20 protein-coding genes are annotated in these 23,693 nt (G+C 64.1%); 7 read left to right on the forward strand and 13 right to left on the reverse strand.

The genetic code is table 11. The annotated features are described in order from the left end of the window. Positions 1–630: 630 nt before the first annotated feature. The 6 genes from flgF to ACCQ07_RS10100 form a co-directional block, all read right to left on the reverse strand. On the reverse strand, positions 631–1,386 hold the full coding sequence (gene flgF / locus ACCQ07_RS10075; RefSeq protein WP_005914448.1) for a flagellar basal-body rod protein FlgF: 756 nt from the start codon (positions 1,384–1,386) through the stop codon (positions 631–633). Between the two features lie 144 nt (positions 1,387–1,530). Beyond that, positions 1,531–2,754 (reverse strand): flagellar hook protein FlgE, encoded by a 1,224-nt coding sequence (gene flgE / locus ACCQ07_RS10080; RefSeq protein WP_003482957.1) that lies wholly within the window; start codon positions 2,752–2,754, stop codon positions 1,531–1,533. 31 nt (positions 2,755–2,785) lie between these two features. After that, a complete protein-coding gene (locus ACCQ07_RS10085; protein ID WP_005914450.1) occupies positions 2,786–3,451 on the reverse strand; it encodes a flagellar hook assembly protein FlgD in 666 nt (221 codons plus the stop codon). 37 nt (positions 3,452–3,488) lie between these two features. Next, the gene (flgC, locus tag ACCQ07_RS10090) at positions 3,489–3,896 is read right to left on the reverse strand and encodes a flagellar basal body rod protein FlgC (protein WP_005914451.1); all 408 of its coding nucleotides are present in this window, start codon (positions 3,894–3,896) and stop codon (positions 3,489–3,491) included. A gap of 3 nt (positions 3,897–3,899) precedes the next feature. Beyond that, positions 3,900–4,301: a flagellar basal body rod protein FlgB gene (gene flgB / locus ACCQ07_RS10095; RefSeq protein WP_218502557.1), complete on the reverse strand. Its 402-nt coding sequence runs from the start codon at positions 4,299–4,301 to the stop codon at positions 3,900–3,902. A gap of 335 nt (positions 4,302–4,636) precedes the next feature. Further along, on the reverse strand, positions 4,637–5,581 hold the full coding sequence (locus ACCQ07_RS10100) for a chemotaxis protein CheV (protein ID WP_003482947.1): 945 nt from the start codon (positions 5,579–5,581) through the stop codon (positions 4,637–4,639). A 350-nt stretch (positions 5,582–5,931) separates the two neighbouring features. On the opposite strand from ACCQ07_RS10100, the gene flgA reads away from it, so the two are divergent. The 4 genes from flgA (at position 5,932) to ACCQ07_RS10120 (ending at position 8,695) form a co-directional block, all read left to right on the forward strand. Beyond that, complete coding sequence (flgA, locus tag ACCQ07_RS10105) at positions 5,932–6,576, forward strand: flagellar basal body P-ring formation chaperone FlgA (RefSeq protein ID WP_218557528.1); 645 nt, start codon at positions 5,932–5,934, stop codon at positions 6,574–6,576. 66 nt (positions 6,577–6,642) lie between these two features. After that, the gene (gene flgM, locus ACCQ07_RS10110) at positions 6,643–6,954 is read left to right on the forward strand and encodes a flagellar biosynthesis anti-sigma factor FlgM (RefSeq protein WP_003482943.1); all 312 of its coding nucleotides are present in this window, start codon (positions 6,643–6,645) and stop codon (positions 6,952–6,954) included. 15 nt (positions 6,955–6,969) lie between these two features. Continuing rightward, the gene (locus ACCQ07_RS10115) at positions 6,970–7,302 is read left to right on the forward strand and encodes a flagella protein (RefSeq protein WP_003482942.1); all 333 of its coding nucleotides are present in this window, start codon (positions 6,970–6,972) and stop codon (positions 7,300–7,302) included. Positions 7,303–7,468: 166 nt separating this feature from the next. After that, the gene (locus tag ACCQ07_RS10120) at positions 7,469–8,695 is read left to right on the forward strand and encodes an ATP-binding protein (RefSeq protein ID WP_008575791.1); all 1,227 of its coding nucleotides are present in this window, start codon (positions 7,469–7,471) and stop codon (positions 8,693–8,695) included. Between the two features lie 114 nt (positions 8,696–8,809). Here the strand turns inward: ACCQ07_RS10120 and ACCQ07_RS10125 are convergent, their stop codons facing one another. Next, positions 8,810–10,531, reverse strand: coding sequence for an EAL domain-containing protein (locus tag ACCQ07_RS10125; RefSeq protein ID WP_008575790.1), 1,722 nt, complete (start codon positions 10,529–10,531; stop codon positions 8,810–8,812). A gap of 3 nt (positions 10,532–10,534) precedes the next feature. Beyond that, a complete protein-coding gene (locus ACCQ07_RS10130; protein WP_008575789.1) occupies positions 10,535–12,667 on the reverse strand; it encodes a sensor histidine kinase in 2,133 nt (710 codons plus the stop codon). 120 nt (positions 12,668–12,787) lie between these two features. On the opposite strand from ACCQ07_RS10130, the gene ACCQ07_RS10135 reads away from it, so the two are divergent. Then, a complete protein-coding gene (locus tag ACCQ07_RS10135) occupies positions 12,788–15,574 on the forward strand; it encodes a sensor domain-containing protein (protein WP_011347293.1) in 2,787 nt (928 codons plus the stop codon). A 948-nt stretch (positions 15,575–16,522) separates the two neighbouring features. Here ACCQ07_RS10135 and ACCQ07_RS10140 read toward each other — a convergent pair. The 5 genes from ACCQ07_RS10140 to ACCQ07_RS10160 all read right to left on the reverse strand — a co-directional run bounded on the left by ACCQ07_RS10140 (position 16,523) and on the right by ACCQ07_RS10160 (position 20,438). Continuing rightward, positions 16,523–16,807 carry a hypothetical protein gene (locus ACCQ07_RS10140; protein ID WP_011347295.1) on the reverse strand — a complete coding sequence of 95 codons (285 nt, stop codon included), beginning with the start codon at positions 16,805–16,807 and terminating at the stop codon, positions 16,523–16,525. Between the two features lie 86 nt (positions 16,808–16,893). Next, positions 16,894–18,171, reverse strand: coding sequence for a methyl-accepting chemotaxis protein (locus tag ACCQ07_RS10145; protein ID WP_014090132.1), 1,278 nt, complete (start codon positions 18,169–18,171; stop codon positions 16,894–16,896). Between the two features lie 61 nt (positions 18,172–18,232). Further along, entirely contained in the window at positions 18,233–18,847 is a 615-nt protein-coding gene (hflD, locus tag ACCQ07_RS10150) for a high frequency lysogenization protein HflD (RefSeq protein ID WP_372364045.1), read from the reverse strand. Then, complete coding sequence (gene mnmA / locus ACCQ07_RS10155) at positions 18,847–19,983, reverse strand: tRNA 2-thiouridine(34) synthase MnmA (protein WP_372364046.1); 1,137 nt, start codon at positions 19,981–19,983, stop codon at positions 18,847–18,849. The genes hflD and mnmA overlap by 1 nt, the downstream gene beginning before the upstream one ends. Beyond that, positions 19,980–20,438, reverse strand: coding sequence for an NUDIX hydrolase (locus ACCQ07_RS10160; protein ID WP_008575782.1), 459 nt, complete (start codon positions 20,436–20,438; stop codon positions 19,980–19,982). Before ACCQ07_RS10160 ends, mnmA begins: the two co-directional genes overlap by 4 nt. A gap of 250 nt (positions 20,439–20,688) precedes the next feature. Between ACCQ07_RS10160 and clpS the strand changes: the two genes are divergently transcribed. Then, positions 20,689–21,009 carry an ATP-dependent Clp protease adapter ClpS gene (gene clpS, locus ACCQ07_RS10165; protein ID WP_005914463.1) on the forward strand — a complete coding sequence of 107 codons (321 nt, stop codon included), beginning with the start codon at positions 20,689–20,691 and terminating at the stop codon, positions 21,007–21,009. Between the two features lie 142 nt (positions 21,010–21,151). Beyond that, on the forward strand, positions 21,152–23,434 hold the full coding sequence (clpA, locus tag ACCQ07_RS10170) for an ATP-dependent Clp protease ATP-binding subunit ClpA (RefSeq protein WP_008575777.1): 2,283 nt from the start codon (positions 21,152–21,154) through the stop codon (positions 23,432–23,434). Positions 23,435–23,693 lie beyond the last annotated feature (259 nt).

Genomic DNA, 23,693 nt, shown 5'->3' on the forward strand with positions numbered 1-23,693 from the left:
GCGGCAGCTAGCGGCAGCGGTGGGGCTGCGTGATAGATCCGCTTGGAGGTCTGTTGCAGGTTGCCGGTTGTAGCGTCTTGCTCGCTTGGCGGAGAGCGGTGGAGTTTGTTAGCCGCTTCTTGTTAGCGTGGTCCTGGATCAGGGCAAACTCTGAGTCGGTCGAGTGTGCGGTGCCCTCACCGCTCGCGGGACACGCCGTGAACCCATCCCTGGGGGCTCGATGGCGGCATCCATGCCGCCAACGGTCCCGCAAGCGGCGAGGACACCGCACCAGAGAGTTTGTCGGTTCCTCCCTTAAAACTTGTCCATTGCCAGGCCTGAGGCCTGCATGGAGAAGATGACTGGATGGGCCGTGATCCCAGCAGCCACGTCAGGCATTGTGTGCACCATGCGCACCGACCATCTCGACAGGTCCTTGCCCGCCCACTGTCGCGGGACCTTACGCGGCATGGATGCCGCGTAAGAGCCTACAAGGACGTACTTGCGGCGTGTCCCGCGATGGTGGGCGGGCAAGGACCCTGCAGCCAAGTCACAAACCAGCCGCTCTGCAGCGAACCCGGGCGGCGGCCATCAAGGTGCTCGGCAGAGCGGCGAGCCAACCGACGGTGCGGCCGTGGGCGCCAGTGGCGCTTAGCCGCTCACCCGCAACAGCGAATTGGCCGATTGCGCATTGTCGTCGCCGTTCTTGATGATCTTGACCTGCATTTCGAACTGCCGCTGCAACTGGATCATTTCCACCAGCGCGCCGGCCGCGTCCACGTTGCTGCCTTCCAGCATGCCGCTGTTGACGGTCTTGCCGGTGGCCACCGCAAACGCCTGTGCCGGGTCGGTGCTGGTGTTGCGCATCAGCCCGTCGGGGCGCCGCGTCAAACGGTCGGCGGGCGCATCCACCACCTTCATCTTGCCGACGATGGCCATGGTCTGCGGGCCTTCGCCCTGCGGAATGATGGAGATGCTTCCGTCGCTGCCGATTTCCATCGCCTGGTGCGGTGGGATGGTCATCGGGTTGCCGCCTTCGTCCAGCACGGCATGCCCGTTGGCGGTGACCAGTTGGCCATTGGCGGTGAGCGCCAATTCGCCGTTGCGGGTGTAGGCCTCGCTGCCGTCGGGCGACTGCACCGCCAACCAGCGGTCCTGTTGCAGCGACACGTCCAGCGGGTTGCCGGTGACCTTCTGATGGCCCTGGCTACGATCGAACCCTTGGTCTACATGCAGCGCATCGATCCGCGACGGATAGCCCTTGCCCTGGATCTTGAACGCCTCGGTGTTGGCCAACGCGGCCTTGAATCCCACCGTATCGACATTGGCGAGATTGTGCGAGACGGTGCTTTGCGCCTGCAGTGAGGCGCGGGCACCGGTCATCGCGACGTAGAGAGCTTTATCCATGGGACACCGAGACTTGAGATTCGGGATTGGGGATTCGTAAAGGCGGACTGTTGCGACTCGGGATTTGAGGGGGCAGGGCCGGTCACCGATTGACGGAGTGCCGGCTTTTACCAATCCCTAATCCCGAATCACCAATCCCGGCTTTTAACGAATATTGATGATCGTCTGGGTGACCTGGTCCTGGGTCGAGATCATCTGCGAGTTGGCCTGGAAGTTGCGCTGGGCCACGATCATGTTCACCAGCTGCTCGGTCAGGTCCACCGTGGAGGCTTCCAGCGAGCCGGATTCGATCTGGCCCAGGTCCGAGGTGTCCGGCGCGCCGGTGCGGGCGGCACCGGAGGTGTAGCTCTCGGCCCACATGTTGTTGCCCTGCGACTGCAGGCCCTGCGGGTTGACGAAGCTGCTCAGCGCCACCTGGCCCAGCGGCTTGTCGGCACCGTTGGAATAGCGCGCGAACACCACGCCGCTGGTGTCGATGCTGATTTCGTTGAGCTTGCCGCTGGCGTAGCCGTCCTGGCGCGTATCGCGCAGGGCGAAGGCTTCGCCGTACTGGGTGGAGCCAGTGACGTTGAGCTGCATGTTCAGCACGCCCGCGCCGGTGCTCGGGGTGAACGGGTCCATCGCGATGATGCCGTTGGCCGGGGTGGTCAGCGCGCCGGTATCGGAGAACTGCAGGGTGGTCGGGGCACCGACCGCAGCCCCGTCCACGTAGTTGTAGACCTGCCACTCGTTGGGGTTGGCGGTCTTGACGAAGTAGGAGGTCTGCACATGGCTGACGCCCAGCGAATCGTAGACATTGATGCCGCCGGTGGAATGGCTATAGGTCTTGTCGTCGGCCGGGTTGAACGGGGTCACCGTCGGCGCGGTGGCATTGCCGGGCAGGGTGAAGGCCAGGTTGACCGTGGAGGTGGATTTTGGCGGGCTGTCGGTGGTCAGCAACTGCAGGTCCGACAGGCGGCCTACGTCAAACCCGTTGCCGCTGGGATTGGGCGCGAACACCTGCAGGCGTGCGCCCTGCGGGTTGACCACATAGCCGTTGGCATCGGTCTGGAAATTGCCGGCGCGGGTGTACATCTTGGCGCCGTTGGACGAGACAGTGAAGAAGCCTTCGCCGGAGACCGCCAGGTCCAGGCTGCGCCCGGTCGGGTCGATATTGCCCTGCGAGAACTGCTGCGCCACGTTGCTGACGCGCACGCCCGAACCGACCGCATTGCGCGACAGGCCATAGCTGGTGCTCTGGAACATGTCGGCAAATTCGGCGCGTGATTCCTTGAACCCGGTCGTGTTGACGTTGGCGATGTTGTTGGAGGTGACGTTCAGATCGGCATTGGCTGCGTTGATGCCGGACAACGAGGTATTGAAGCCCATGGATGAGTTCCTTTAGGTGTTGGTTGCCGGCTCAGCTGACGCGGAGCACGTTGGCGAGCGGGGAAGTGCCTAGCCCGGTCAGGTTGAGATACAACCCGTCCGAGCCGATCGTGACGCTGTCCACCGGTGCCTGGACATAGGTAGACAACTTGCTTTTGGAGCCGGCGGTGTCGGTCTGGGTGGCAGTCACGCCGTATTTGCCGGCCGCCATGCGATTGCCGTTTGCGTCGGTGCCATCCCAGTCGAAGGACACCTCACCGGCGGCGCTGGCCGGCACGCTGATCTGTTTGACGAAGGTGCCGTTGGCGTCGGTGATTTCGAAATTGACGAAACCGGCCGAAGTCGCGGCCACCACGCCCTTGGCCGAGCCGGTGGCATCGATCGCTACCTGCGCCGAGGGCACCAGCACGTTGTGGCCAACCAGCGCCGCGCCCTTGAGCACCTGGTCGCTGTTCATCGAATCGGAAAAGTTGCTGACCTTGGTATTGAGGTCGCCAATGCCCTGCACGGTGGAAAACTGCGCCAATTGCCCGAGAAACGCGCTGTTTTCCATCGGCTTGAGCGGGTCTTGATGCTGCAGCTGTTCGGTCATCAGTTTGAGGAAGTCGGCCTGGCCGAGTGCCTCCTCCTTCTTGGCGACGGTGCTGCTGGTACTCAGGCCAAGGCTTTTGTAGAGATCGCTGCCGATCGTGCTCATGTGGAGTATTCCGTTGGTAAGGGTCAGCTAGGAAGGGTCAGCGACCCATGGTGAGGGTCGCGAGCGCCAGTTCCTTGGCGGTATTGAGCATTTCCACGCCTGCCTGGTAATTGCGCGAGGCGGAAATCATGTTGACCATCTGCGAGACCGGATCCACGTCGGGCGAGAACACGTAGCCGTCGGCGTCAGCCAGCGGGTGGCCGGGTTCGTAGCGGCGGATCGGCGGCGCATTGGTGGTGGTGATCTCTTTGACGTTCACCGAGGTCAGGCTGGGGTCCTGGCGGCTTTGCTGGGCCTGGAAGATCGGCTCGATCGGCTTGTAGGTCGCCTCGGCCGAGCCTGCGACCGAATCGGCGTTGGCCAGGTTGGAGGCAATGGTGCTCAGGCGCACCGACTGCGCGTGCAGCGCCGAGCCGGCCACATCGAAGATGGGAAGATTGCTCATGACTTATTGGCCCGTGATCGCGGTGAGCATCGAGCGCACCTTGGATTCGAGGAAGCTCAGCGACGCGCGGTATTCCAGCGCGGCGCGGCCGTAGGCGGCGCGTTCGGCATCGGGATCGACGGTATTGCCGTCAAGGCTGGGCTGATCGGCTTCGCGGGCGAACTGGAAGGGGTTGAGCCCGGCGCCGCCGCCCACTTCGTAATGCTTGGCGTCGGTGGTCTGCAGCAGACCGCCATCCTGCTCGCCCTGCGCCGACTTCAGCGCCGCCTCGAAGTTCAGGTCCTTGGCCTTGTATCCGGGCGTGTCCACATTGCTCAGATTGCTGGCAATGAGCTTCATGCGCTGCTCGCGCAGCGTCAACGCGTCGCCATGGACGCCGAGGAACGAAGAGAAGGGGCTGGACACGGTGCTCTCCCGCGAAGTGTTGCCAGGGAGGAAGCAATGTTTGTGCCAATCGAGGTGGTACGGGCTATGGAACGCGGAGAATGATCGACGCTGCCGGCGCACGGCAGCTTGCTGTCCGGAAACGCGATGGCCACGCCATCCGTCGCGGAATTGGCGCGGTCAAACTCGACAGGCCGGAAGGTTCGACAGTCCCGAGGCGCAGTCTGGCATCAGCAGATGTGAAGTCGGAATCGCGTGGACGCGCTTGCCTCACCTTTCTGCGCTGCAGTGCTTCTGCAGCTGGGCAGCACCTTGTGGCTGCCATCGGCTCCGACCCGGCAGCCGCTTGGTCTTGCTCAGGCCGCTTCTGCGACCACTTTCAGGCGGGCCAGCACATAGTCGGCCAGTTCATGGGCGCTGTACTTGGCCACGAAGGCGTTGGCGCCCACCTGCTCGACCATCGCGTTGTTGAACACGCCCGACAGGGAGGTGTGCAACAGCACATACAGGCCTTGCAGGCCCGGCGTGCGCCGGATTTCCGTCGTCAGCGTATAGCCGTCCATTGCCGGCATTTCGATGTCGGAAATCACCATGGCGTAGCGGTCGGCCGGGTTTTCGCCCGAGGCGGCCACCTGAAGCAGGTGATCCAGCGCCTGGCGGCCATCGGACAGCAGGGTGGCCGAAACACCCAACTGGTCGAGCACGCTGCGGATCTGCTGCCGCGCCACGCGCGAATCGTCCACCACCAGTACCTGGAACTGGCGGTCGTAGGCCACCAGCTGCAGCGAGGGATCCAGCTGCACGTCCTTGCTCACCTTGGCGATATCGGCCAGCACGCTCTCCACGTCGATGACCTGGATCAGCTCGCCCTGGAAACGCGTCACCGCCGTCAAATAAGTGGCTTCGGCACCCAATTCCGGCGGCGGGTGGATATCTTCCACCGCGATATTGACGATGCGTTCCACTCCGCTGACCAGGAAACCCTGGACCGAGCGGTTGAACTCGGCAACGACCAAATAGCCGGGGCCGTTTTCCGAATGCGAATCGCGTTCCGGGTGGCCGATGGCCAGGCCCAGATCCAGCACCGGCACCGAGCGCCCGCGCACGTCGGCCACGCCGGCGAACTCGGTCGGCAGGCCAGGCACCTGGAACAGTTCCGGCCGGCGCAGCACTTCCTGCACCTTGAAGACGTTGACGCCAAAAAGCTGGCGTCCGCCCAGCCGGAACAGCAGCAGGGCCAGTCGGTTGTGGCCAGCCAGTCGCGTGCGCTGGTCGATGCGGTTGAGCAGATCGTGGGTCATGGGGCAGATATCGACAGCGCCCTCTGGAAACTTGAGGGCTTTATGGTTGGTCGGGGCGCTGTTGGGATTGGGGATTGGGGATTCGCTCAAGCGCCGGGATGAGGTGATTTGGGATTAGGGATTCGCTTAAAGCGTGCATTAGCGAGTTTGTCTGCCGCTGCTGCTTCTGCATCCTTGAGAGCTCGGTATGGTTGTCGAAGAGATCCGGTCGGTGAAGGGGCTTCGGCAGTGGATAAATGAATCACCCGCAAGGCCGCTTTTACGAATCCCCAATCCCGATTCCCCAATCCCGGCAAAAAACAGGCACGCCGCTTGCAACGCCTGTCCCGTCTTCCTCCGGATCTGGTCCCATGCGTCTGCTCCTGCTTGTCATCTTGTTGGCTGCCGCTCCGGCCTGGGCCCAGAGCTATCAGTCCGTCGATTCCATTCGTGCTGCGGCGCTGGCCACCGTCGGCCCGGACGCCGAGGCCGAGGCCACGCTCGATCCGGGTCTGCGCATGCCGGCTTGCCCGGTCGCGCTGCAGGCGCAGCCCACCGGCACCAACACGGTGGAAGTGGCGTGCCCGCAGCCGGCCGGCTGGCGCCTGTTCGTGCCTTTGAAGGTGCGTCGCAACCAGGACGTGCTGGTCTTGCGCCGCGGCATCAGCGCTGGAGAAACCATCTCGCTGGCCGATATCAGTATCGAGAAGCGTGACGCCGCCCGCATCGTCGGCGCGGTGCTTGCCGACCCGGTCGCTGCGGTGGGCAAGACCGCCCGCCGCGTCCTGCCGGCCGGCTCGCTGCTCTCGGCCAACGATCTGGTGACGCAGCGGCTGGTCCGGCGCGGCGACACCGTGCCGCTGGTCTCGCGCAATGGCGGGCTGGAGGTGCGCATGAGTGGTCGCGCCCTGTCGGACGCCGGCGAAAACGAGCGCGTATCGGTGGAAAATTCGTCCTCGCGCCGGGTGGTGCAGGGCATCGTTGAAGCGAGCGGAACCGTTGTGGTCTCCAGGTAAAAAATTTCTATAAAGTTTTTTTTCTGGGTGCCGTTATCCCCTACGACCTGTAGAGGAGTTCCTGACATGACCCAGAAAATCGAAGGCAATCTACCGACCGCTGCCACCCTTCGCACCACGGCCACCAGCAGCAAGATCGCTTCGGCCGGCGAAGACCGCGCGTCCCCGGTTGCCGCAACCCCGCCGACCGACAGCGTCAAGTTGACCGGCGAAGCCACCAACCTGCAGAACCTGCAGCGCGAGCTTTCGCAGTCCTCGGCGATCGACACCGGTCGCGTCCAGGCGGTGAAGGATGCATTGCAGAACGGCAGCTATTCCATCAACCCGGACGCCATCGCCAGCCGCATGATGGATCTGAATCAGCAACTGGCGGGTTGATCCCCGACGGAAAGGATGAACGTGAACGAGTTCCTGCAACGTCTCAGCGATGCGCTGGCCGGCGAACGCCAGGCATTACTCGAGAACGACATCGATGGGCTGATGCGACACACGCAGGACAAGCTGTCGGCGCTGCAAGCGCTGGAAGCGGCGATGCCTGCAGGCGAAGAAGAGCGGCTGCGTGAGCTGGCCGAAGCCAACCGCGCCAATGGCGCGCTGCTGGCACGCCGGCGCCGCGAAGTGAACTGGGCGCTGCGTCACCTGGGCCGCACCGAAAGTGCGCCGTCCTACGATGCCAAGGGGCAATCGAGCGTGTTGCGCGGCGGGCGTTCGTTGGCAGTGGCCTGAGTTGCAGGCTGTTCTGCAGCACGCCGGGCTGCAGATGGTGCGGCAAGCCTGGGCGAGCAGGCAGGTGCCGTTGGCTCTGCGTCCCATCGCCGGGTAATGCAAGACGACAATACGGAGCGTCAATGGTTCGGCGTATATTGAGGCATCCTCTACGCCGCCTGCTCCCGTGACCGCCAAGTTTTTTCTCAATCAAGCCTTACTGCCTTCCCCGGATATCCTGCGCGCCTTCGGCGACCAGATGATGGAGGGGCTGCTGCTGTTCCGCGCAGACGGCAAGCTGATTCTGGCCAATGCCATCGCACGCCAGAGCCTGTGCAAGGAAGACCCCACCGACGACCGCAATCTGGGCGAGCGCATTTCGCAGGTATTGCCATCGGACGCACTCAATCAGGCGCGCAGCAAGGGCAGCTGGACCGGCAGCCTGCCGGTCGCCGACCGGGTGGTCATCGCGCATCTGTATTACAACGAAGAGTCCGGGCCCGGGCATTTTCTGGCGCTGTTCCACAACATCGAAGGCCAGCAGGATTACGAGCGCGAGCTGCAACAGCGCCATGCCGAATTGCGCCAGGCCTATCTGCGCCTGAACGGTGCGCAGGACAAATTGCTGCAATCGGAAAAGATGGCCTCCATCGGCCAGCTGGCCGCAGGCGTGGCGCACGAAATCAACAATCCGATCGGTTATGTGCACTCCAATCTGGGCAGCCTGCAGGAATATCTGCGCAGCTTGTTCACCCTGATCGAAGCCTACGAGCGCGCGCTGCAGGCGCCGGATCCCAAGGCGCTGATTCCGGAAATCGACGAAATCCGCAACCGCGCCGACATCGACTTCATCAGCCGCGATCTGCCGCAATTGATGGCCGAATCGCGCGAAGGCATCGAGCGGGTGACCCGCATCGTGCGCGACCTCAAGGACTTCTCGTACTCGGACCGGTCCGAGTCGTGGAAGATGGTCGACCTGCATGCGGGTCTGGAATCCACCATCAACATCATCTGGAACGAGCTCAAGTACAAGGTCACGCTGGAGCGCAACTACGCCGAGTTGCCGCTGGTGGAGTGCCTGCCATCCGAGCTCAACCAGGTCTACATGAACATGCTGCTCAACGCCGGCCAAGCCATCGTCGAGCGCGGCACGATCACCGTGACCACCGGTCGCGACGAAGCAGAAAACGTCTGGATCCAGTTCCAGGACAGCGGTGCCGGCATCGCCCCGGATCTGTTGCAGCGCATCTTCGACCCATTCTTCACCACCAAGCCGGTCGGCAGCGGCACCGGCCTGGGCCTGTCGATTTCCTACGGCATCATCAACAAGCACCACGGCCGCATCGACGTGGAAAGCACGCCAGGGCAGGGTGCCAGTTTCAGGATCACGCTACCGATCCGGCAGCCGCGCTGACGCGCTGGGAATCGGGAATCGGTAAGGCAGCTTTTCGCTCGCTTGATCTGGTTGCGTGTTTGAGAAGCAACAACACGCAGAGGTCTGCTCTACCGATTCCCCAATCCCGATTCCCTATTCCCGGCCATTACGCAACTCATCATGCGTGCGGAATGCCTGGCGAATGTGCTCGCGCAGCTCGTCGTCGTTCCAGGGCTTGGTCAGGAAACGGTAGATCGCGCCGCGGTTGATGGCCTCGGTGACGGTGGCCAGGTCGGTGTAGCCGGAGAGCACCAGGCGCACCGTGTCCGGGTAGAGCATCTTGACCCGGCCCAGGAACTCGGTGCCGCTCATGTCGCTCATGCGCTGGTCCGACAGGATCACCTGCACATCGTTGGTGGCCAGCAGGTCGAAGGCGTCGCGCACGTTGCCGGCTGCCAGAATCCGGTAACCGTCGCGGCGGAACAGCCGCACCAGCGAGCGCAGCACGTTTTCTTCGTCGTCCAGCAGCAAGAGCGTGCGGTCGGGGCGGCTTTCGGCAAATGATTCCGGGCGCAGGTAGCGGCGACGCAGTGCCATGCCGGCCGACTCGGCTGACATCGGCTCGCCGAACAGGTAGCCCTGGAAGATGTCGCAATCGTTGCGGCGCAAAAAGCCCAGCTGCGCCTGCGATTCCACGCCATTGGCAATCACCGTCATGCCGAGCTGGTGGCCCATGGCGATAATAGCGCGCGCGATCGCCGCCTCGCGGCTGCCGGCCGGTGCGCTCTTGATGAAGCTGCGGTCGATCTTGAGCCGGTCCACCGGGTAGCGCACCAACGCGCTCAGGCTGGAATCGCCGGTGCCGAAGTTGTCCAGGCTCAGGCTGATGCCTTCGTTGCGCAGATTGGCCATCGTCTCGTGGACGAAATTGACGTTGTTGGTCAGCGCGCTTTCGTTGATCTCCAGCGTGACGAACTGCGCCGGCACACCGGCGGTCTGCAGCATCGCCATCACTTCGTTGAAGAAGCCCGGGCGCAGCAGCTGCAGCGTGGAAACATTCACTGCAATGCTGAAATCGTCGAAACCCTGGTCGCGCCACAGCCGCGCCTGGCGCACTGCGTTCTGCAATACCCATTCGCCGATCTGCACGATCACGCCCAGGCGCTCGGCGGTACGCATGAAGCGTTCCGGCACCAGCATGCCCAGGGTGGGCGATTGCCAGCGCAGCAGCGCTTCCATGCCCACGATGCGGCCGTCGCGCGCACTCACCAGCGGCTGGTAGCGCAGGCGCAATTCGCCGTGCGGAATCGCATCGACGATCTGCCGCGCAATGATGCTTTCGCTGTGCGCGTTGGTGGCCGAGTTGCGCGTGTACAGCCGCACCGTGTTGCCGCCTTCGCGCGCGGCCTGGTAGCTGGCTTCTTCGGCGTAATCCAGCAGCGTGGACAATGAGGTGGAATGTTCCGGACACAGGCTGATGCCGACCTTGCCGGTCATGAACAAGGTATACGGCAGCACCGACAGCGGCAGTTCCAGTTGCTGGCGGATTTCCTCGGCAAAATCTTCCGGCAGGGGCGTGTCGTCGCGGCGCACCGCTACAACCACCATTTCATCGCTGCCGTGGCGCCACAGCTTGCCGCGCGTGCCGAGAAATTCCTGCAGCCTGCGCGCTGCCAGCGTCAGCGCCTGGTCGCCGACCTCGCCACTCATGTTCTCGTTGATCGAGGCAAAGTGATCGATATCGACGTGGAAGATCATCAGCGGCGGGCCGCCGGACGCGGCCGCATCCACCAGGTGCAGCAATTCGGGGTTGCCCGCGCCAAGCCGGGTGGGCTTGACGATTTCCAGTCCGGGCGGGATTACGGGACTCCACATGACTCAACGTCCACCATCGTCGTGGACGGACTCGCCGACCGGGTGATAGGGCAGGCGCAACGTCACGCGCGTGCCTGCTCCGGGGGCTGATTCTATCGCGAGCGTGCCGCCGACGGTTTGCGCACGCTCACGCATCACGATCAGTCCCAGCCCACGCGGACCCTCCGGCTCGAACCCATCGCCGTCGTCGCTGACTTCCAGGCGGAAACTGTCGCCATCGATCGAATGCAGACGCAGGTGCACTTCGCCGGCGCAGGCGTGCCGCAACGCATTGGTCAGGCTTTCCTGCGCGATCCGGAAGCAGGCCTGTTCGATCTCGTTGCCCGGCCGTTCCTCGAGTGCCTGAATATCGAGCTCCAGCCGAACCTGCGAGGCGCGGAACAGCATCGATGCCTGCCAACGCAGCGCTGCCTCCAGGCCCAGGGCATCGAGTTGTGGCGGGCGCAACAGCATCGACAGATTGCGCAGCTTGGTCACCGTGGTGTCGGCCAGCGACACGACTTCCAGCAAGTCCTCGCGGCGCGCGTCCGCGTCCGGCTCATCCAGGGCTGCGTGCGCAGACAACTTCATCGCAGTGATCGCTTGCCCGATGTCGTCATGCAGGTCGCGCGAGATGGCACGCCGCTCATCTTCCTGCAACGAAAACAGACGTTTGGCCATCGCCTGCAGTTCGGCATTGCTCTCGGCCAGGGCATCGCGCATGCGCTCGGGTTCGCTCAGATCGCGCACCACCAGCAACTTGCAGCTGCGTCCGCCGTAGCGGATGTCGCCGGCCGACAGACCTGCGTAGAAGGTGCTGCCGTCGCGACGACGCATCGCGCGTGCGCTGGAGACCGGCTCATTGCGATCGCTGCCTGCGCGCAGGTATTCGCGCACCACCGGCAGGTCGTTGTCGCCCACCAGGGTCTGCAGTGGTTCGCCCAGGATGGTTTCGCCCTGGAAGCCGAACTGGGCCGAGCCGGCCGCGTTGGCATACATCACATGCTCGTCGGCGAGAATCAGCACACCGTCGGGCAGCACGCGCACCAACTCGCGAAACTGCTCCTCGCGTTCGCGCAGCAGCCGGCGCGATTGCTCGCGTTCGCTCACGTCCTGCAAGGTGCCGTGCACATGGCGCACGCCGCTGGGGCTGGTCACGCTTTCGGCGCGCAGATGCACCGTGCGCGGTTGCGAATCGCCACCGGTCAGCGGCAGCAGCACATCGATCTGCACCTCGCCACCGGTACACATGTCTTCGATCATGCGTTCGATGCGCACCTGGGTCGCGCTGTCAGAGGCGGTCAGCAATTCTTCCAGCCGATGCTCACGACGGTGCATCGGCACGCTGCGCCCCAGCAGGCGGTAGACCGCCGGCGAATAGCGCCCCAGGCCGGTGGTGCGATCCAGTTGCCAGGAGCCCAGCCGCGCGATGCTTTGCGCCTCTTCCAAGCGTTCGAGCGCCTCGTCGCGCAGATCCTGCGCCCGGCGCTCTTCGCTGCGATCTACGGTGACGACCAGACGGGCAGGGCCGCTGGCCAGATGTAGCTGGTTGCTGCGCACCTCGACATGCCGCGGGCCGCTGCGCGTCATCAGGTCTTCGTTCAACACGCAGGTGGCATCCCCCTTGCCACGGATCTGCGCAATGATCTCTTCCAGCCGCTCGCCATCGGCATTGGGCCAGATCGCCTGCAGCGTCTGCTGCAGGAACTCGTCGCGCTCCCAGCCGAAGAATTCCAGCGCCGCCGGATTGGCGTCGAGGATGCGCATGGTGGCCAGGTCGTAAATGAAGGCCGGGCTGGGCAATGCCAGGAACTTGGCTTGCAGCAACGCCTCGGACTGCGCCAGCTGGGCGTACTCGTCCACGATCAAGCCGGTAAAGCGGCGTAGCACCAGGTGGATGACGATGCTGGACAGCACCAGAAAGCTTGCATCCGACCAGCGCTCCGGCATGGCGGCGCCGGCCAGGTTGAGCAGCCGGTTGCCCAGCAGCAGCCAGATCACGCCAACCAGCAGGTACAGGCCGGTCAGTGTCCACAAGCCTTGCTGCAGGCGCTCGGCCAGACGGAGGCAGGAGACGGGGGCAGACGAAAATGCGGGCGCGGCGACGGGCTGTTGCATGGATCCGCGGACGACCTTGAGTGCTGGCGATGCGGCCATCTTAGCCGTAACTCGGGCCGGTTCGGTCCAGCTCGCAACAGGTGGCTCAACTATTGGCCGGCACGGCCGTTATCCATTGCGACTCCGAAGGCCGGGGTCGATTCTTCGGAGTGTTCCAGAGTGGACTCAGGCGTCATTGCAAGCATGCTGCAGCACCCGCTGACCTCGGCGGTGGTGTTGTTGGATGCGCATGGCCAGCCTCTGGCGGCCAACCGCGTTGCGCAATCCCTCGGATTGCCGGCAACCCTCGGCGCATACGCCGATGTGTTGGAAAGCAGCCGTGCCCAATTGGCCGAAAGCGGGGGCATGGCGCCCTGCGTATTGCCAGGCACCGGCGGCGGGCGGCTGGAGGGCTGGCTGCGTGCGGTCTGCGACGAGCACGGCCAGATCATGGCATTCACGCTGAGCATTCCCGAGCCCAAGGGTGCCGATGGCACCAGTCGCTGGGAGATAGGCCTGGACAGCGCCGATCATGGCTTGTGGGATTGGGATATTCCGGCCGATGTGGTGTATCGCTCCGAGCGCTGGACGCGCATGCTCGGTTATTCCGAGCAGCCGCTGCCGAACAATCTCACTGCCTTGTCCGGGCTGATTCATCCGGAAGACCATGCGCATGTCAGCGCGGCGGTGCAGGCGCATCTGGAAGGCCGTACCGATACCTATGTGGCCGAATTTCGGCTACGCCAGCACGACGGCCAGTGGCGCTGGATCCTGGATCGCGGCCGCGTGGTATCGCGCACCGCCGACGGACGTCCGTTGCGCATGGTCGGCACGCATACCGACGTGCACCATCACAAATTGCTCGAGCAGCAGCTGCGCGATCAGCAGGCACAGCTCGAAGAAGCCCAGCGCATTGCCAGCATGGGAAGCTGGAGCTGGGATTCGCATCACGATGCGCTGTGGGTGTCGCAGGATTTCCTGCAACAACTCGGCATGACCCAGGTTCGTCTGCAAGGCATCCGCGACATCCTGCGCCTGCTGGCTGGGCCTTCGGTTGCGCAGCTGCGCAGCGCCTGGCGCAAGATCAAGCACGAAGGCATGCCGGTGCACTTCGAGATGGAGATCAACGGCCTGCTCGGTGCCAACCCGCATCATCTGCGCGTGTGGGCACAGCCGGTGTTCGATGGCGACGGCAGCATGGTGCGCGTGCTTGGCCAGCTGCAGAACGTCACCGAACAACGCCAGACCGACGCGCTGATCCGTTGGCGCACCGAGCTGCTCAATCGCGTGTCCGCGTTGGGCAAGATCGGCGGCTGCGAGATCGAGGTCGACACCCGGCGCATGCAATGGACCGAGGAGTGCTATCGCATTCACGGCCTGCGCAAGGAAAACATCACCCTGGAGCAGGCGCTGTCGCTGTATACGCAGGATTCGCGCGACGCTTTCGAGGCGGCGCTGCTGCGTATCTCCGATGGCGGCCTGCCCGAGCAGCTAGAGCTGTGTTTCTATCGCAACTCCGGCCAGCGTGTCTGGGTGCAGGTGCTGATCGAACTGGATCGTCGTGAGGGCTTGCCGCCGCGGTTTGTTGCCTTGTTCCGCGATATCACCCGCGAGCGCGAAGCCAACGAGCGCATCGAGCTGCTTGCCCATTACGACCGTCTGACCGGTTTGCCGAACCGCTTCTTGTTGCGCGAGCAGGCAGAAAACGCCATTCGCGAAGCGAGCGAGCGCGGCCAGACATTGGCAATGCTGTTGATCGATCTGGATGGCTTCAAGAGCATCAACGATTCGTTCGGCCACGCCACCGGCGACAACCTGCTCAAGCTGGCCTCGTCGCGCCTGCATCAACATCTGCGTAATAGCGACCTGTTCGGCCGCTTCAGCGACGACGAATTCATCGTGCTGCTGCGCGATATGTCCGAGCCCGAAGATGCCGGCCACGTGGCGCGCAAATTGATTGCTGCGCTGGGCGAGCCGCTGCGCAAGGAGCACGTCACCCTCAAGCTCGGCGCCAGCATTGGCATCGCGCTGCAGGGCGAAGGGCTGTCGGATTTCGACAGCCTGTTGCGTGCCGCCGACGCGGCGATGTATGCAGCCAAGGAGTCCGGGCGCAATACCTACCATTACTACAGCCAGGACGTGCTGCTGCGCGCGCAGCGCCGCCTGGAGCTGGAGCATGCGCTGCAAGGCGCGCTCGAGCGCGAAGAATTCACGCTGGTCTACCAGCCGCTGGTCAACACCGTGGACGATGCATCGCCGGCGATCGAAGCGCTGATGCGCTGGAATCGCCCTGGCCATGGACCCTGCAGCCCGGTCGAATTCATCCCGATTGCCGAAGAATGCGGCGAGATCGTGCGTCTGGGCGAGTGGGTCATCGGCGAAGCGTGTCGTCAGGCCGTGGTCTGGGATCGGGCCGGGCTGCATTTCAGCCGCGTTGCGGTGAATGTGTCTGCGGTGCAATTGCGCGAACGCGGCTTTGCCGAGCGCGTGCTGGAAATCTGCCGCGACAATGGCTGGCCGCCTTCACGCCTGGAGCTGGAGCTGACCGAATCTGCCTTGATTCGCGACTCCGATTCGCTACGCCGCTGCTTCGAATTGTTCGAACAGAACGGCGTGCTGCTGGCGGTGGACGACTTCGGCACCGGCTTCTCGAACCTGCATTACCTCAACCGGTTCCCGGTACAGCGTCTGAAGATCGACCGAAGCTTCGTGCAGGGCATGCTCGACGACGCCAACACGGCCGAAGTCACCCAGGCCATCGTCCATCTGGGGCATGCCCTGGGCATGCAGGTGGTCGCAGAAGGCGTGGAAACCGTGCAGGAAGATGCACTGCTGCGCCAGCAGGGCTGCGACGAAATCCAGGGTTACTTCTACTCACGCCCGCTATCGCCGCGCGACATGGCGCAGTGGTTGCGCGAAGCCGACGCCGGCATGCGGTTGGGCGCACGGCTGGTGATTGCCAACTGACCCAGTGCGTTGCGTGGGTTTGAGCCGCGGCGCATCCGCCCTACAGGTGTCGGTGTATATTGCCCAACGGGTCGAAGACATCAGACATGGCGAGCCATATCGGCGTTCTCACGCCGCTGATCACTTGTCAGGTCGGGTACGCAGGGCCTCACCAGTCACAGGGCAGGCCATGAGGGCGTCCCACACATACTTCGCGGCGGCATCAACGACGCTCAAGCTGACGTAAGCGACAGGGCCACAACCACGTCCTGGCGTCGAAGGCGGCGCGATGCCTTGCCGCTCGCGGGACACGCTGCTGGTCCATCTAGTGAAGTTCGATGGCGACCTCCATGCCGCGCCAACGCTCCCGCACTCGGCGAGGACATCGCACCCGAGCGTTGGCAGGTCGATAAGTGAAAAGCAGGGGGCGATGCACTGCGCACATCGCGCAGCGACCATCTCCACGGTCGCTGCGCGCCCGCCATCGCAGGACCTCGAACGGCATGGCTGCCGCGTAAGCTCTTACAGGCTGCAATGCATCTGTCCTGCGATGAGGCGCGCGCAAGGACCCGCAGCCACGCTACACATCAGCATCGGTGCAACTGGCGGGTCCACTTCCACTGCTGAAGTGGTTTGGGTTGCTCAGCCGGCAAAGACGCACTTCGAGTGTGTGCCGCAACAGGGGCGTGAGAGAGTTGCGACGCTGCGTAGCAGACGCGCAATTCCCTCGCGCAGGCTCGTTCCGATCGCGCGGTAGCGATCAAAGGCGCACGTTCAGTCATAAGAATCGCCGCAGACGGGCGGGCAGAGCTCACCTGACGCTGCAGGTGAGCGGTGTCGCGTGCGTGGGCACTGCTTGTCGGCAGAAGCGCCTTGGCGGCAAAGCGGGGCGCAAAGGCCTCAATCTCGGGCAGTGGAAACAACCAGCGGGGCGCCTGCCGAGGCATGCCCCGCTGTGCGGCGCTGGGCTTACCGCGCCGATCCGCTGACCGCGGCACCATCCAGACCGAGATCCCAGGCCACGGTTGCAAACAGCAGTTCTTCTTCGCTGCATGCACGGCGCGGGTTGATCAGGGCCAGCAGCTCCGCGCGTGCGCTGTGTTCCAGCCGTTCCAGCGCGGCCGGCATGCGGACGCGCCGCAATGCAGGCCTGGCCGCATCGCTTTGCGCGATGCGCTCGGCCTGTGCGGCTGCCAATGCAGCGGCCTGCAGTGCGGCGGTAGGGGCATCGATGGTCGGGGCAACAAGCGTCATGGGCGGAACACCAGGTCGTAACGGAACGACAAATCCCCGGAAGGCCGGGGAATGTCGGAATCAGCAGCTGCGTGGCGGCATCGGTCTTAGAACAACTCGACCGTGCCGGCACCCATGCCTTGCTGCGCCACCGGCTTGTGCGGCGGGCGCTCCCACTCCACGCGCATGTCGCGAAGGCGGTTGGACACCTTGGCCAGCGCGGCGACCAGGTCGCTGTCGTACACGCCGCCATTGCGATGCAGCAGTTCCTGCAGCGCCACCGCTTCGCGGTTGATCGCGGTCAGGCGATCCAGGTGGGTGTGGATACCGCTCAGCGTCTGCGTGGCGATGTCCTCGAACTGCAGGGCACGCACCGCTTCGGCCACGCTGCCATCGATCGAGCGTGCGCATTCGGAGATCTCGCGCATGCCATCGCCCAACGAGGCGTTGATCTGGGCGACGTTCTCCAGCATGGCGGCCGATTCATGGCGCGCCTCGCGGGAGCGGTCCATGTGGCGCGAGGCCAGCTGCGAGACCGTTTCACGCACCTTGGCGATCGATTCCTTGGAGCTGTGTGCCAGCTTGCGGATCTGCTCGTTGAAGGTGGTGGAACGCTCGGACAGGTTGCGCACCTCGTCGGCAACCACGGCGAAGCCGCGACCGGCTTCACCGGCACGCGCTGCTTCGATGGCGGCGTTCAAGGCCAGCAGGTTGGTCTGGTCGGCAATCGACTTGACGTCTTCCAGCAGCGCGAAGATGCCATCCAGATGCTGCGCCATCTCGTCGATGTGATGGACGGTATTGGTGCTTTGGCCGCTCACCTGTTCCAGCGCTTCCACCAACTGCTCCATACGGGAGCTGGCGTGCTGGGCGAAGCGGGCGACGTCGACGCCGGCGCTGCCATCGTCACCGGCGCGGTCGACGATGCGGGCCAGTGCCTGGCTTTGCTGACGCGATTTGCGATTCATCGCTTCGAAGCTGCCACCCAGGCCGGACACGGCCTGGCGGATCAGTTCGCGGGCACGCTCGACTTCCGAGCGCGAACCGTCGACTTCGTTGCTGACGAACGTGCGCAGTTCGTTGAGCAGTTGGTCCTGCTCGCGCAGGATGCGGGCCTGGTCCGGATTAGGCCGGAACTGGGAATACGTCACCCAGGCAGCGAAACCCAACCAACTGAGGGTCATGGTCGCCAGGATCGCCCAGCGCACCGAAGCGGGCCAGTCGAATCCGACAGCGAAGGGGAACAGCAAGGTCAGAGCCAAAGGAGCGGCTAGACGGATGAGTGGACGTGAATACATGGGCGTTCTCGGCAGAGTCACGGTTGCTGTATCGGCACTGCCCCCGTTGTCTTTAGCGACGATCGCCACATCGCCTGGCCCATTCAACCGCCGTTGGCGCGCGTCAGCGGCCGCTAGCGTGCAGATGCAGGCGGCTTTTTCGCGCCATTTAGCGCAACGCGCGGCCCACCGCTTCGATCATCGCGCGCTTGGCGAACAAAAAATCCCACAGGCTGCCGCCCATCTGCCGCCACAGCACCGCCGAGCGCACTGCTGCCAGCAACAGCGCGCGGATCTCCGCGACCACGCCGGCCTGGCCCAGGTAGTGCGGGTTGCCTTGGACCATGACCTTGGGCCGCAAGTGGCTGATGGTCTGTGCGTACAGCCCGCCGAGCGAGCTCAACACATCGGGGTGGCTGCTGTCGCCCAGCTGCTGGGCCTGGCGCGCTGCCGCGTCGATTCCGCTGGCGACAGTGGCGACGGTGCTGGTATCGCGTACGAACCGGCGCTCCAGCTGCAGCACGGCCAGCGCCAGACGCGGCAGCACTTCGTCCTGGCCCTGGTTGCGGAAGTAGTTGTGCAGCAGGCGCAGGCCAGGCGCCAGCGCCGCTGCCGAGCCGTACACGGCCTCTGGCGAGGCGGCGTCCACCCGGAACACGCTGTCCATGGCGGTACGCACCGTCGCCGCTTCCGAATGCCCGGTCTCGGCGATCCGCCGCACCTGTTGCAGGGCCTGAGCGACGCCGGCAAGCGCCAGCACACGGTGATCCATGGAAACACTCATCAAGCCACTACCTCAGAGGAAAAAGAAGATCCCGCCAACTGGCGTTCCAGCGGTGCGTCGGTGGCGGCGATGACCGCGCCGCCCAGGCACTCCTCGCCGTCGTACAGCACCAGCGACTGCCCCGGCGTCACCGCCCGTTGCGGCCGTTCGAAGCGCACCTGCACGCTGCCATCGTCCTGCACATCCACCGCGCAGGGCTCGTCGGGCTGACGGTAGCGCGTCTGCGCAGTGCAGGTGAACCGGCGTGCCGGCGGCGCCCCGGTCACCCAGTGGGCTTGTTCGGACCGCAGCCAGCGCGATTGCAGCAGCGGGCTGTCGCGGTCCTGGTCCACATACAGCACATTGTTCGCCACATCCTTGCCGACCACATACCACGGCGCGGCCGCCCGTCCGCGCACGCCGCCGATGTTCAGCCCTTCGCGCTGGCCCAGGGTGAAATAGAACACCCCCGGATGCTCGGCGATGCGCTGCCCCTGCGGGTCGCGGATCTCGCCGGCGCGCGCGGGCAGGTAGCGGCCCAGAAACTCGCGGAAATCGCGTTCGCCGATGAAGCAGATGCCGGTGGAATCCTTCTTGGCATGGGTCGGCAAGCCGGCATCCTGGGCAATCCGGCGCAACGTGCTTTTTTCCAGATCGCCGATCGGGAACAGGGTGGCGGCCAACTGCGCCTGCCCCAGCTGATGCAGGAAATAACTCTGGTCCTTGCCGCGGTCGGCGCCACGCAGCAGCCGCCACTTCCCGCCGCGATGCGCCACCTGCGCGTAATGGCCGGTGGCGATGCGCTCGGCACCCAGCGCCTGTGCTGCATCCAGAAAATGCTTGAACTTCACTTCGCGGTTGCACAACACGTCCGGGTTGGGCGTGCGTCCGGCCGCATATTCGGCCAGGAAATGCGCGAACACGCCGCTCCAGTATTCGCCGGAGAAATCGCGAAAATGAAACGGGATGCCCAGCACGCCGCACACCGCCACGGCATCGCGGCGGTCGTCTTCGGCGCGGCAATCGCCGCTGCCGTCGTCGGCCCAGTTCTGCATGAACAGCCCCGCGATCGGCTCGCCTTGCTGCGCCAGCTTCCACGCCGCCACCGACGAATCCACGCCGCCGGACACACCCACCACAATCCGTGGCGTACTCATGCGACGTGCCGCACCAGGGAGAGCGGATAGCGCTGCCCTGCCAGGTAGTCGGCAACCACCTCCCACACCAGTGGGCTGCGCAGGCGCTCGGTGGAGGCGCGCAGTTCGTCCGGGGTCATCCACAGCGCGCGCACCACGCCGGTGTCGAGGCTGCGTTCGGAGTGATGGGCTAGCGCATCGGCAACGAATGCAAAGCGCAAAAAGCACTGTCCGTTGGGGGCAACCCATTGGTAGGTACCGATGAACTGGGTCAGGCGCACGTCCCAGCCAGTCTCCTCGAGGGTTTCGCGCACGGCCGCATCCAGCAGGCTTTCGTTCGGCTCCAGATGCCCGGCAGGCTGGTTCAACAGCAGGCGGCCGCCGATGGCTTCTTCCACCTGCAAAAAGCGTCCATCGCGCACCACGACGGTAGCCACGGTCACATCGGGATGCCAGCGTTGCTCTGGCGTACTCATCGAATCTGCTCCAACGCGGTCGACCACCTGTGCGCTGCTTGCGCGGCGGGGACGGCATTGCGGTGCCACCGCGGCACGGCTGCGCCGTCGTGTGCGGTGCGCATCGGGGCATCTGCGGTCGACGACGGCGCCAGCAGCTGCGCGGTCATGGGATCGGTCATCAAGGGCCAGCCAGGGAATTGGAGACAAATTGTGCGGGGCGCAGCGTAAATCGTCCAATGCGTGCAAGGTTGAACCGTATAATGGCCGGATGCCTCGGAATACCTCACACGAACACGACCACGGCCTGATGGTCGAAGCCAGCAAGCCCGAAGTGGCGCCACCGCCGCGCTACCAGGTGCTGTTGCTGAACGACGACTACACCCCGATGGACTTCGTGGTGACCGTCCTGGAGCAGTTTTTCAACCTGAATCTGGAGCAGGCCACCCAGATCATGTTGCACGTCCACACCCGCGGACGCGGCGTGTGCGGGGTCTACAGCCGAGAGGTTGCGGAGTCGAAAGTGGCCCAGGTCAACGAGTTTTCGCGCATGAACCAGCACCCGCTGCTGTGCACGATGGAACAGGCCTGAGGCGCCCGGCAGGTCATTCCAGCAGCGCAACAGTGTGGCTGCGATCACGTGCTAACGCTGTCTGAACATGCCTATCCGATAGGGTTGTGGAAAATCCCAACAAAAGCCGCATATTGTTGGCAACAGCCGTTCGGAGTTACCAATGTTCAGCAAAGACCTAGAGCAAACCATCGGCCAGTGCTACAAGCGAGCACGCGAGGCGCGTCATGAGTTCATGACCGTCGAGCACCTGCTGCTCTCGCTGCTGGACAACCCTTCCGCCCAGGCCGTGCTCAAGGCCTGTGGGGCAGACCAGGTGCGCCTGCACAATGACCTGGAACAGGCGATCGAGGCCTCGGTCTCGCGCCTGGCCGAGGACGACGGGCGCGACACGCAGCCAACCCTGGGATTCCAGCGGGTGTTGCAGCGCGCGGTCTACCACGTGCAGTCCTCGGGCAAGAAGGAAGTTACCGGCGCCAACGTGCTGGTCGCGATCTTCGGCGAGAAGGACTCGCATGCGGTGTACTTCCTGAACCAACAGGACATCACCCGCCTCGATATCGTCAATTATCTCTCGCACGGCATCGCCAAGCTGGGTGAGGACGGCGAGCAGCCGTCCGCGCCGGATGGTGAGTCCAAGAGCGAAGGCGGCGAGGGCGAAGCCAAGGGCGACGCCCTGGCCGAGTTCGCCACCAATCTCAACGATCAGGCACGCAACGGCAAGATCGACCCGCTGGTCGGCCGTAGCGATGAGATCGAGCGCACCATCCAGGTCCTGTGCCGTCGGCGCAAGAACAACCCGCTGTACGTGGGCGAGGCCGGCGTTGGCAAGACCGCGATCGCCGAGGGCTTGGCCAAGCGCATCGTCGACAACGACGTGCCGGAAGTGCTCGCCGATGCGGTGATCTACTCGCTGGATCTGGGCGCCCTGGTGGCAGGTACCAAGTACCGCGGCGATTTCGAAAAGCGTCTCAAGGGCGTGCTGGCTGCGTTGAAGAAGGTGCCGAATGCGGTGCTGTTCATCGACGAAATCCACACGATCATCGGTGCCGGATCGGCGTCGGGCGGCACCATGGATGCCTCCAATCTGATCAAGCCGGCGCTGTCGTCGGGCGAGCTGCGCTGCATCGGCTCGACCACGTTCCAGGAATATCGCGGCATTTTCGAGAAGGACCGTGCGCTGGCGCGTCGGTTCCAGAAGATCGATATCGTCGAGCCGACCGTGGGCGAGACCTTCGAGATCCTGCAGGGCCTCAAGCCCAAGTACGAGGCGCATCACGGCGTGACCTACGCCGATGACGCGCTACAGGCCGCCGTCGACCTGTCGGTGAAGCATATCGGCGACCGTTTGCTGCCGGACAAGGCGATTGACGTGATCGACGAGGCTGGTGCGCGTCAGCGTCTGCTGCCGGAAGGCAAGCGCAAGGAACTGATCGATATCGAAGAGATCGAGACCATCGTCGCCAAGATGGCACGCATTCCGGCCAAGCAGGTCAGCGCGACCGACAAGGACGTGCTGCAGCACCTGGAGCGCAACCTGAAGATGGTGATCTTCGGGCAGAACCCGGCGATCGAGACGCTGGCCGGTTCGATCAAGCTGGCGCGCTCGGGTCTGGCCAATCCGGAAAAACCAATCGGCAACTTCCTGTTCGCCGGCCCCACCGGTGTCGGCAAGACCGAGGTCACCAAGCAGCTCGCGCTGCAGCTGGGGATCGAGCTGGTGCGTTTCGACATGTCCGAATACATGGAAGCGCACTCGATCAGCCGTCTCATCGGTGCGCCCCCGGGCTACGTCGGTTTCGATCAGGGCGGCTTGTTGACCGAAAAGATCGTCAAGACACCGCACTGCGTGCTGCTGCTGGACGAAGTGGAGAAAGCGCATCCGGACATCTTCAACATCCTGTTGCAGGTCATGGACCGCGGCATTCTGACCGACACCAACGGGCGCGAGGCCAACTTCAAGAACGTGATTTTGGTGATGACGACCAATGCCGGCGCCACGCAGGCATCGCGTCGGTCGATCGGTTTTACCAAGCAGGATCATTCCACCGATGCGATGGAGTCGATCCGTCGCGGTTTCACGCCCGAATTCCGCAACCGTCTGGATGCGATCGTGCAGTTCCAGCCCCTGGCGTTCGACCACATCCTGCGGGTGGTGGACAAGTTCATCATCGAACTGGAAATGCTGTTGCAGGAAAAGCACGTCTCCCTGTCGGCTACCCCGACCGCGCGCGACTGGCTGGCCCAGCATGGCTTCGATCCGCTGATGGGTGCGCGGCCGATGTCGCGGGTGATCCAGGAGAAGATCAAGCGCCCGCTCGCCGACGAACTGCTGTTCGGCAAGTTGGTGGACGGTGGCCGGGTCAGCATCGACGTCAAGGATGGCGAACTGGTGGTCGAGGCGCATCCGGAACCCGAACGCCTGTTGCCCGCGACGGTGGATTGATCGTTGTAAGGTTGTTTGGCAGTCAAGGAAAAGCCGCTCGAAAGAGCGGCTTTTTTACGTCTTCAGCGCGCATCGCGATCACGCACCCTGACGATGGCACGCTTGGCGGGGATGGCTGCTGGGTGATGCGTTTCTACGCTGCCGGCAAGTCTTGCCCAGCCGCCGGTGCGGAGCAGGGCAGTGCGTTTCGGTGACTGCCTTGCACTGCGCGCTCGAATTGCGGGCACGACAAAAAGCGGCCAATGGCCGCCTCGCGTCT

The sequence above is a fragment of the Xanthomonas sp. NCPPB 3583 genome, from assembly GCF_041475715.2.
Classification (GTDB): Bacteria; Pseudomonadota; Gammaproteobacteria; order Xanthomonadales; family Xanthomonadaceae; genus Xanthomonas; species Xanthomonas euvesicatoria.

Bases quoted from the DNA above. Each gene is read 5' to 3' on its own strand.
- ACCQ07_RS10115 (WP_003482942.1), top strand. From the start codon at position 6,970: ATGAACGTGAACGAGTTCCTGCAACGTCTCAGCGATGCGCTGGCCGGC.
- ACCQ07_RS10085 (WP_005914450.1), bottom strand. From the start codon at position 3,451: ATGAGCACGATCGGCAGCGATCTCTACAAAAGCCTTGGCCTGAGTACC.
- ACCQ07_RS10130 (WP_008575789.1), bottom strand. From the start codon at position 12,667: ATGGCCGCATCGCCAGCACTCAAGGTCGTCCGCGGATCCATGCAACAG.
- ACCQ07_RS10125 (WP_008575790.1), bottom strand. From the start codon at position 10,531: ATGTGGAGTCCCGTAATCCCGCCCGGACTGGAAATCGTCAAGCCCACC.
- flgF (WP_005914448.1), bottom strand. From the start codon at position 1,386: ATGGATAAAGCTCTCTACGTCGCGATGACCGGTGCCCGCGCCTCACTG.
- flgA (WP_218557528.1), top strand. From the start codon at position 5,932: ATGCGTCTGCTCCTGCTTGTCATCTTGTTGGCTGCCGCTCCGGCCTGG.
- hflD (WP_372364045.1), bottom strand. From the start codon at position 18,847: ATGAGTGTTTCCATGGATCACCGTGTGCTGGCGCTTGCCGGCGTCGCT.
- flgE (WP_003482957.1), bottom strand. From the start codon at position 2,754: ATGGGCTTCAATACCTCGTTGTCCGGCATCAACGCAGCCAATGCCGAT.
- flgC (WP_005914451.1), bottom strand. From the start codon at position 3,896: ATGAGCAATCTTCCCATCTTCGATGTGGCCGGCTCGGCGCTGCACGCG.
- flgM (WP_003482943.1), top strand. From the start codon at position 6,643: ATGACCCAGAAAATCGAAGGCAATCTACCGACCGCTGCCACCCTTCGC.
- ACCQ07_RS10100 (WP_003482947.1), bottom strand. From the start codon at position 5,581: ATGACCCACGATCTGCTCAACCGCATCGACCAGCGCACGCGACTGGCT.
- clpS (WP_005914463.1), top strand. From the start codon at position 20,689: ATGCCTCGGAATACCTCACACGAACACGACCACGGCCTGATGGTCGAA.
- ACCQ07_RS10160 (WP_008575782.1), bottom strand. From the start codon at position 20,438: ATGAGTACGCCAGAGCAACGCTGGCATCCCGATGTGACCGTGGCTACC.
- clpA (WP_008575777.1), top strand. From the start codon at position 21,152: ATGTTCAGCAAAGACCTAGAGCAAACCATCGGCCAGTGCTACAAGCGA.
- ACCQ07_RS10140 (WP_011347295.1), bottom strand. From the start codon at position 16,807: ATGACGCTTGTTGCCCCGACCATCGATGCCCCTACCGCCGCACTGCAG.
- mnmA (WP_372364046.1), bottom strand. From the start codon at position 19,983: ATGAGTACGCCACGGATTGTGGTGGGTGTGTCCGGCGGCGTGGATTCG.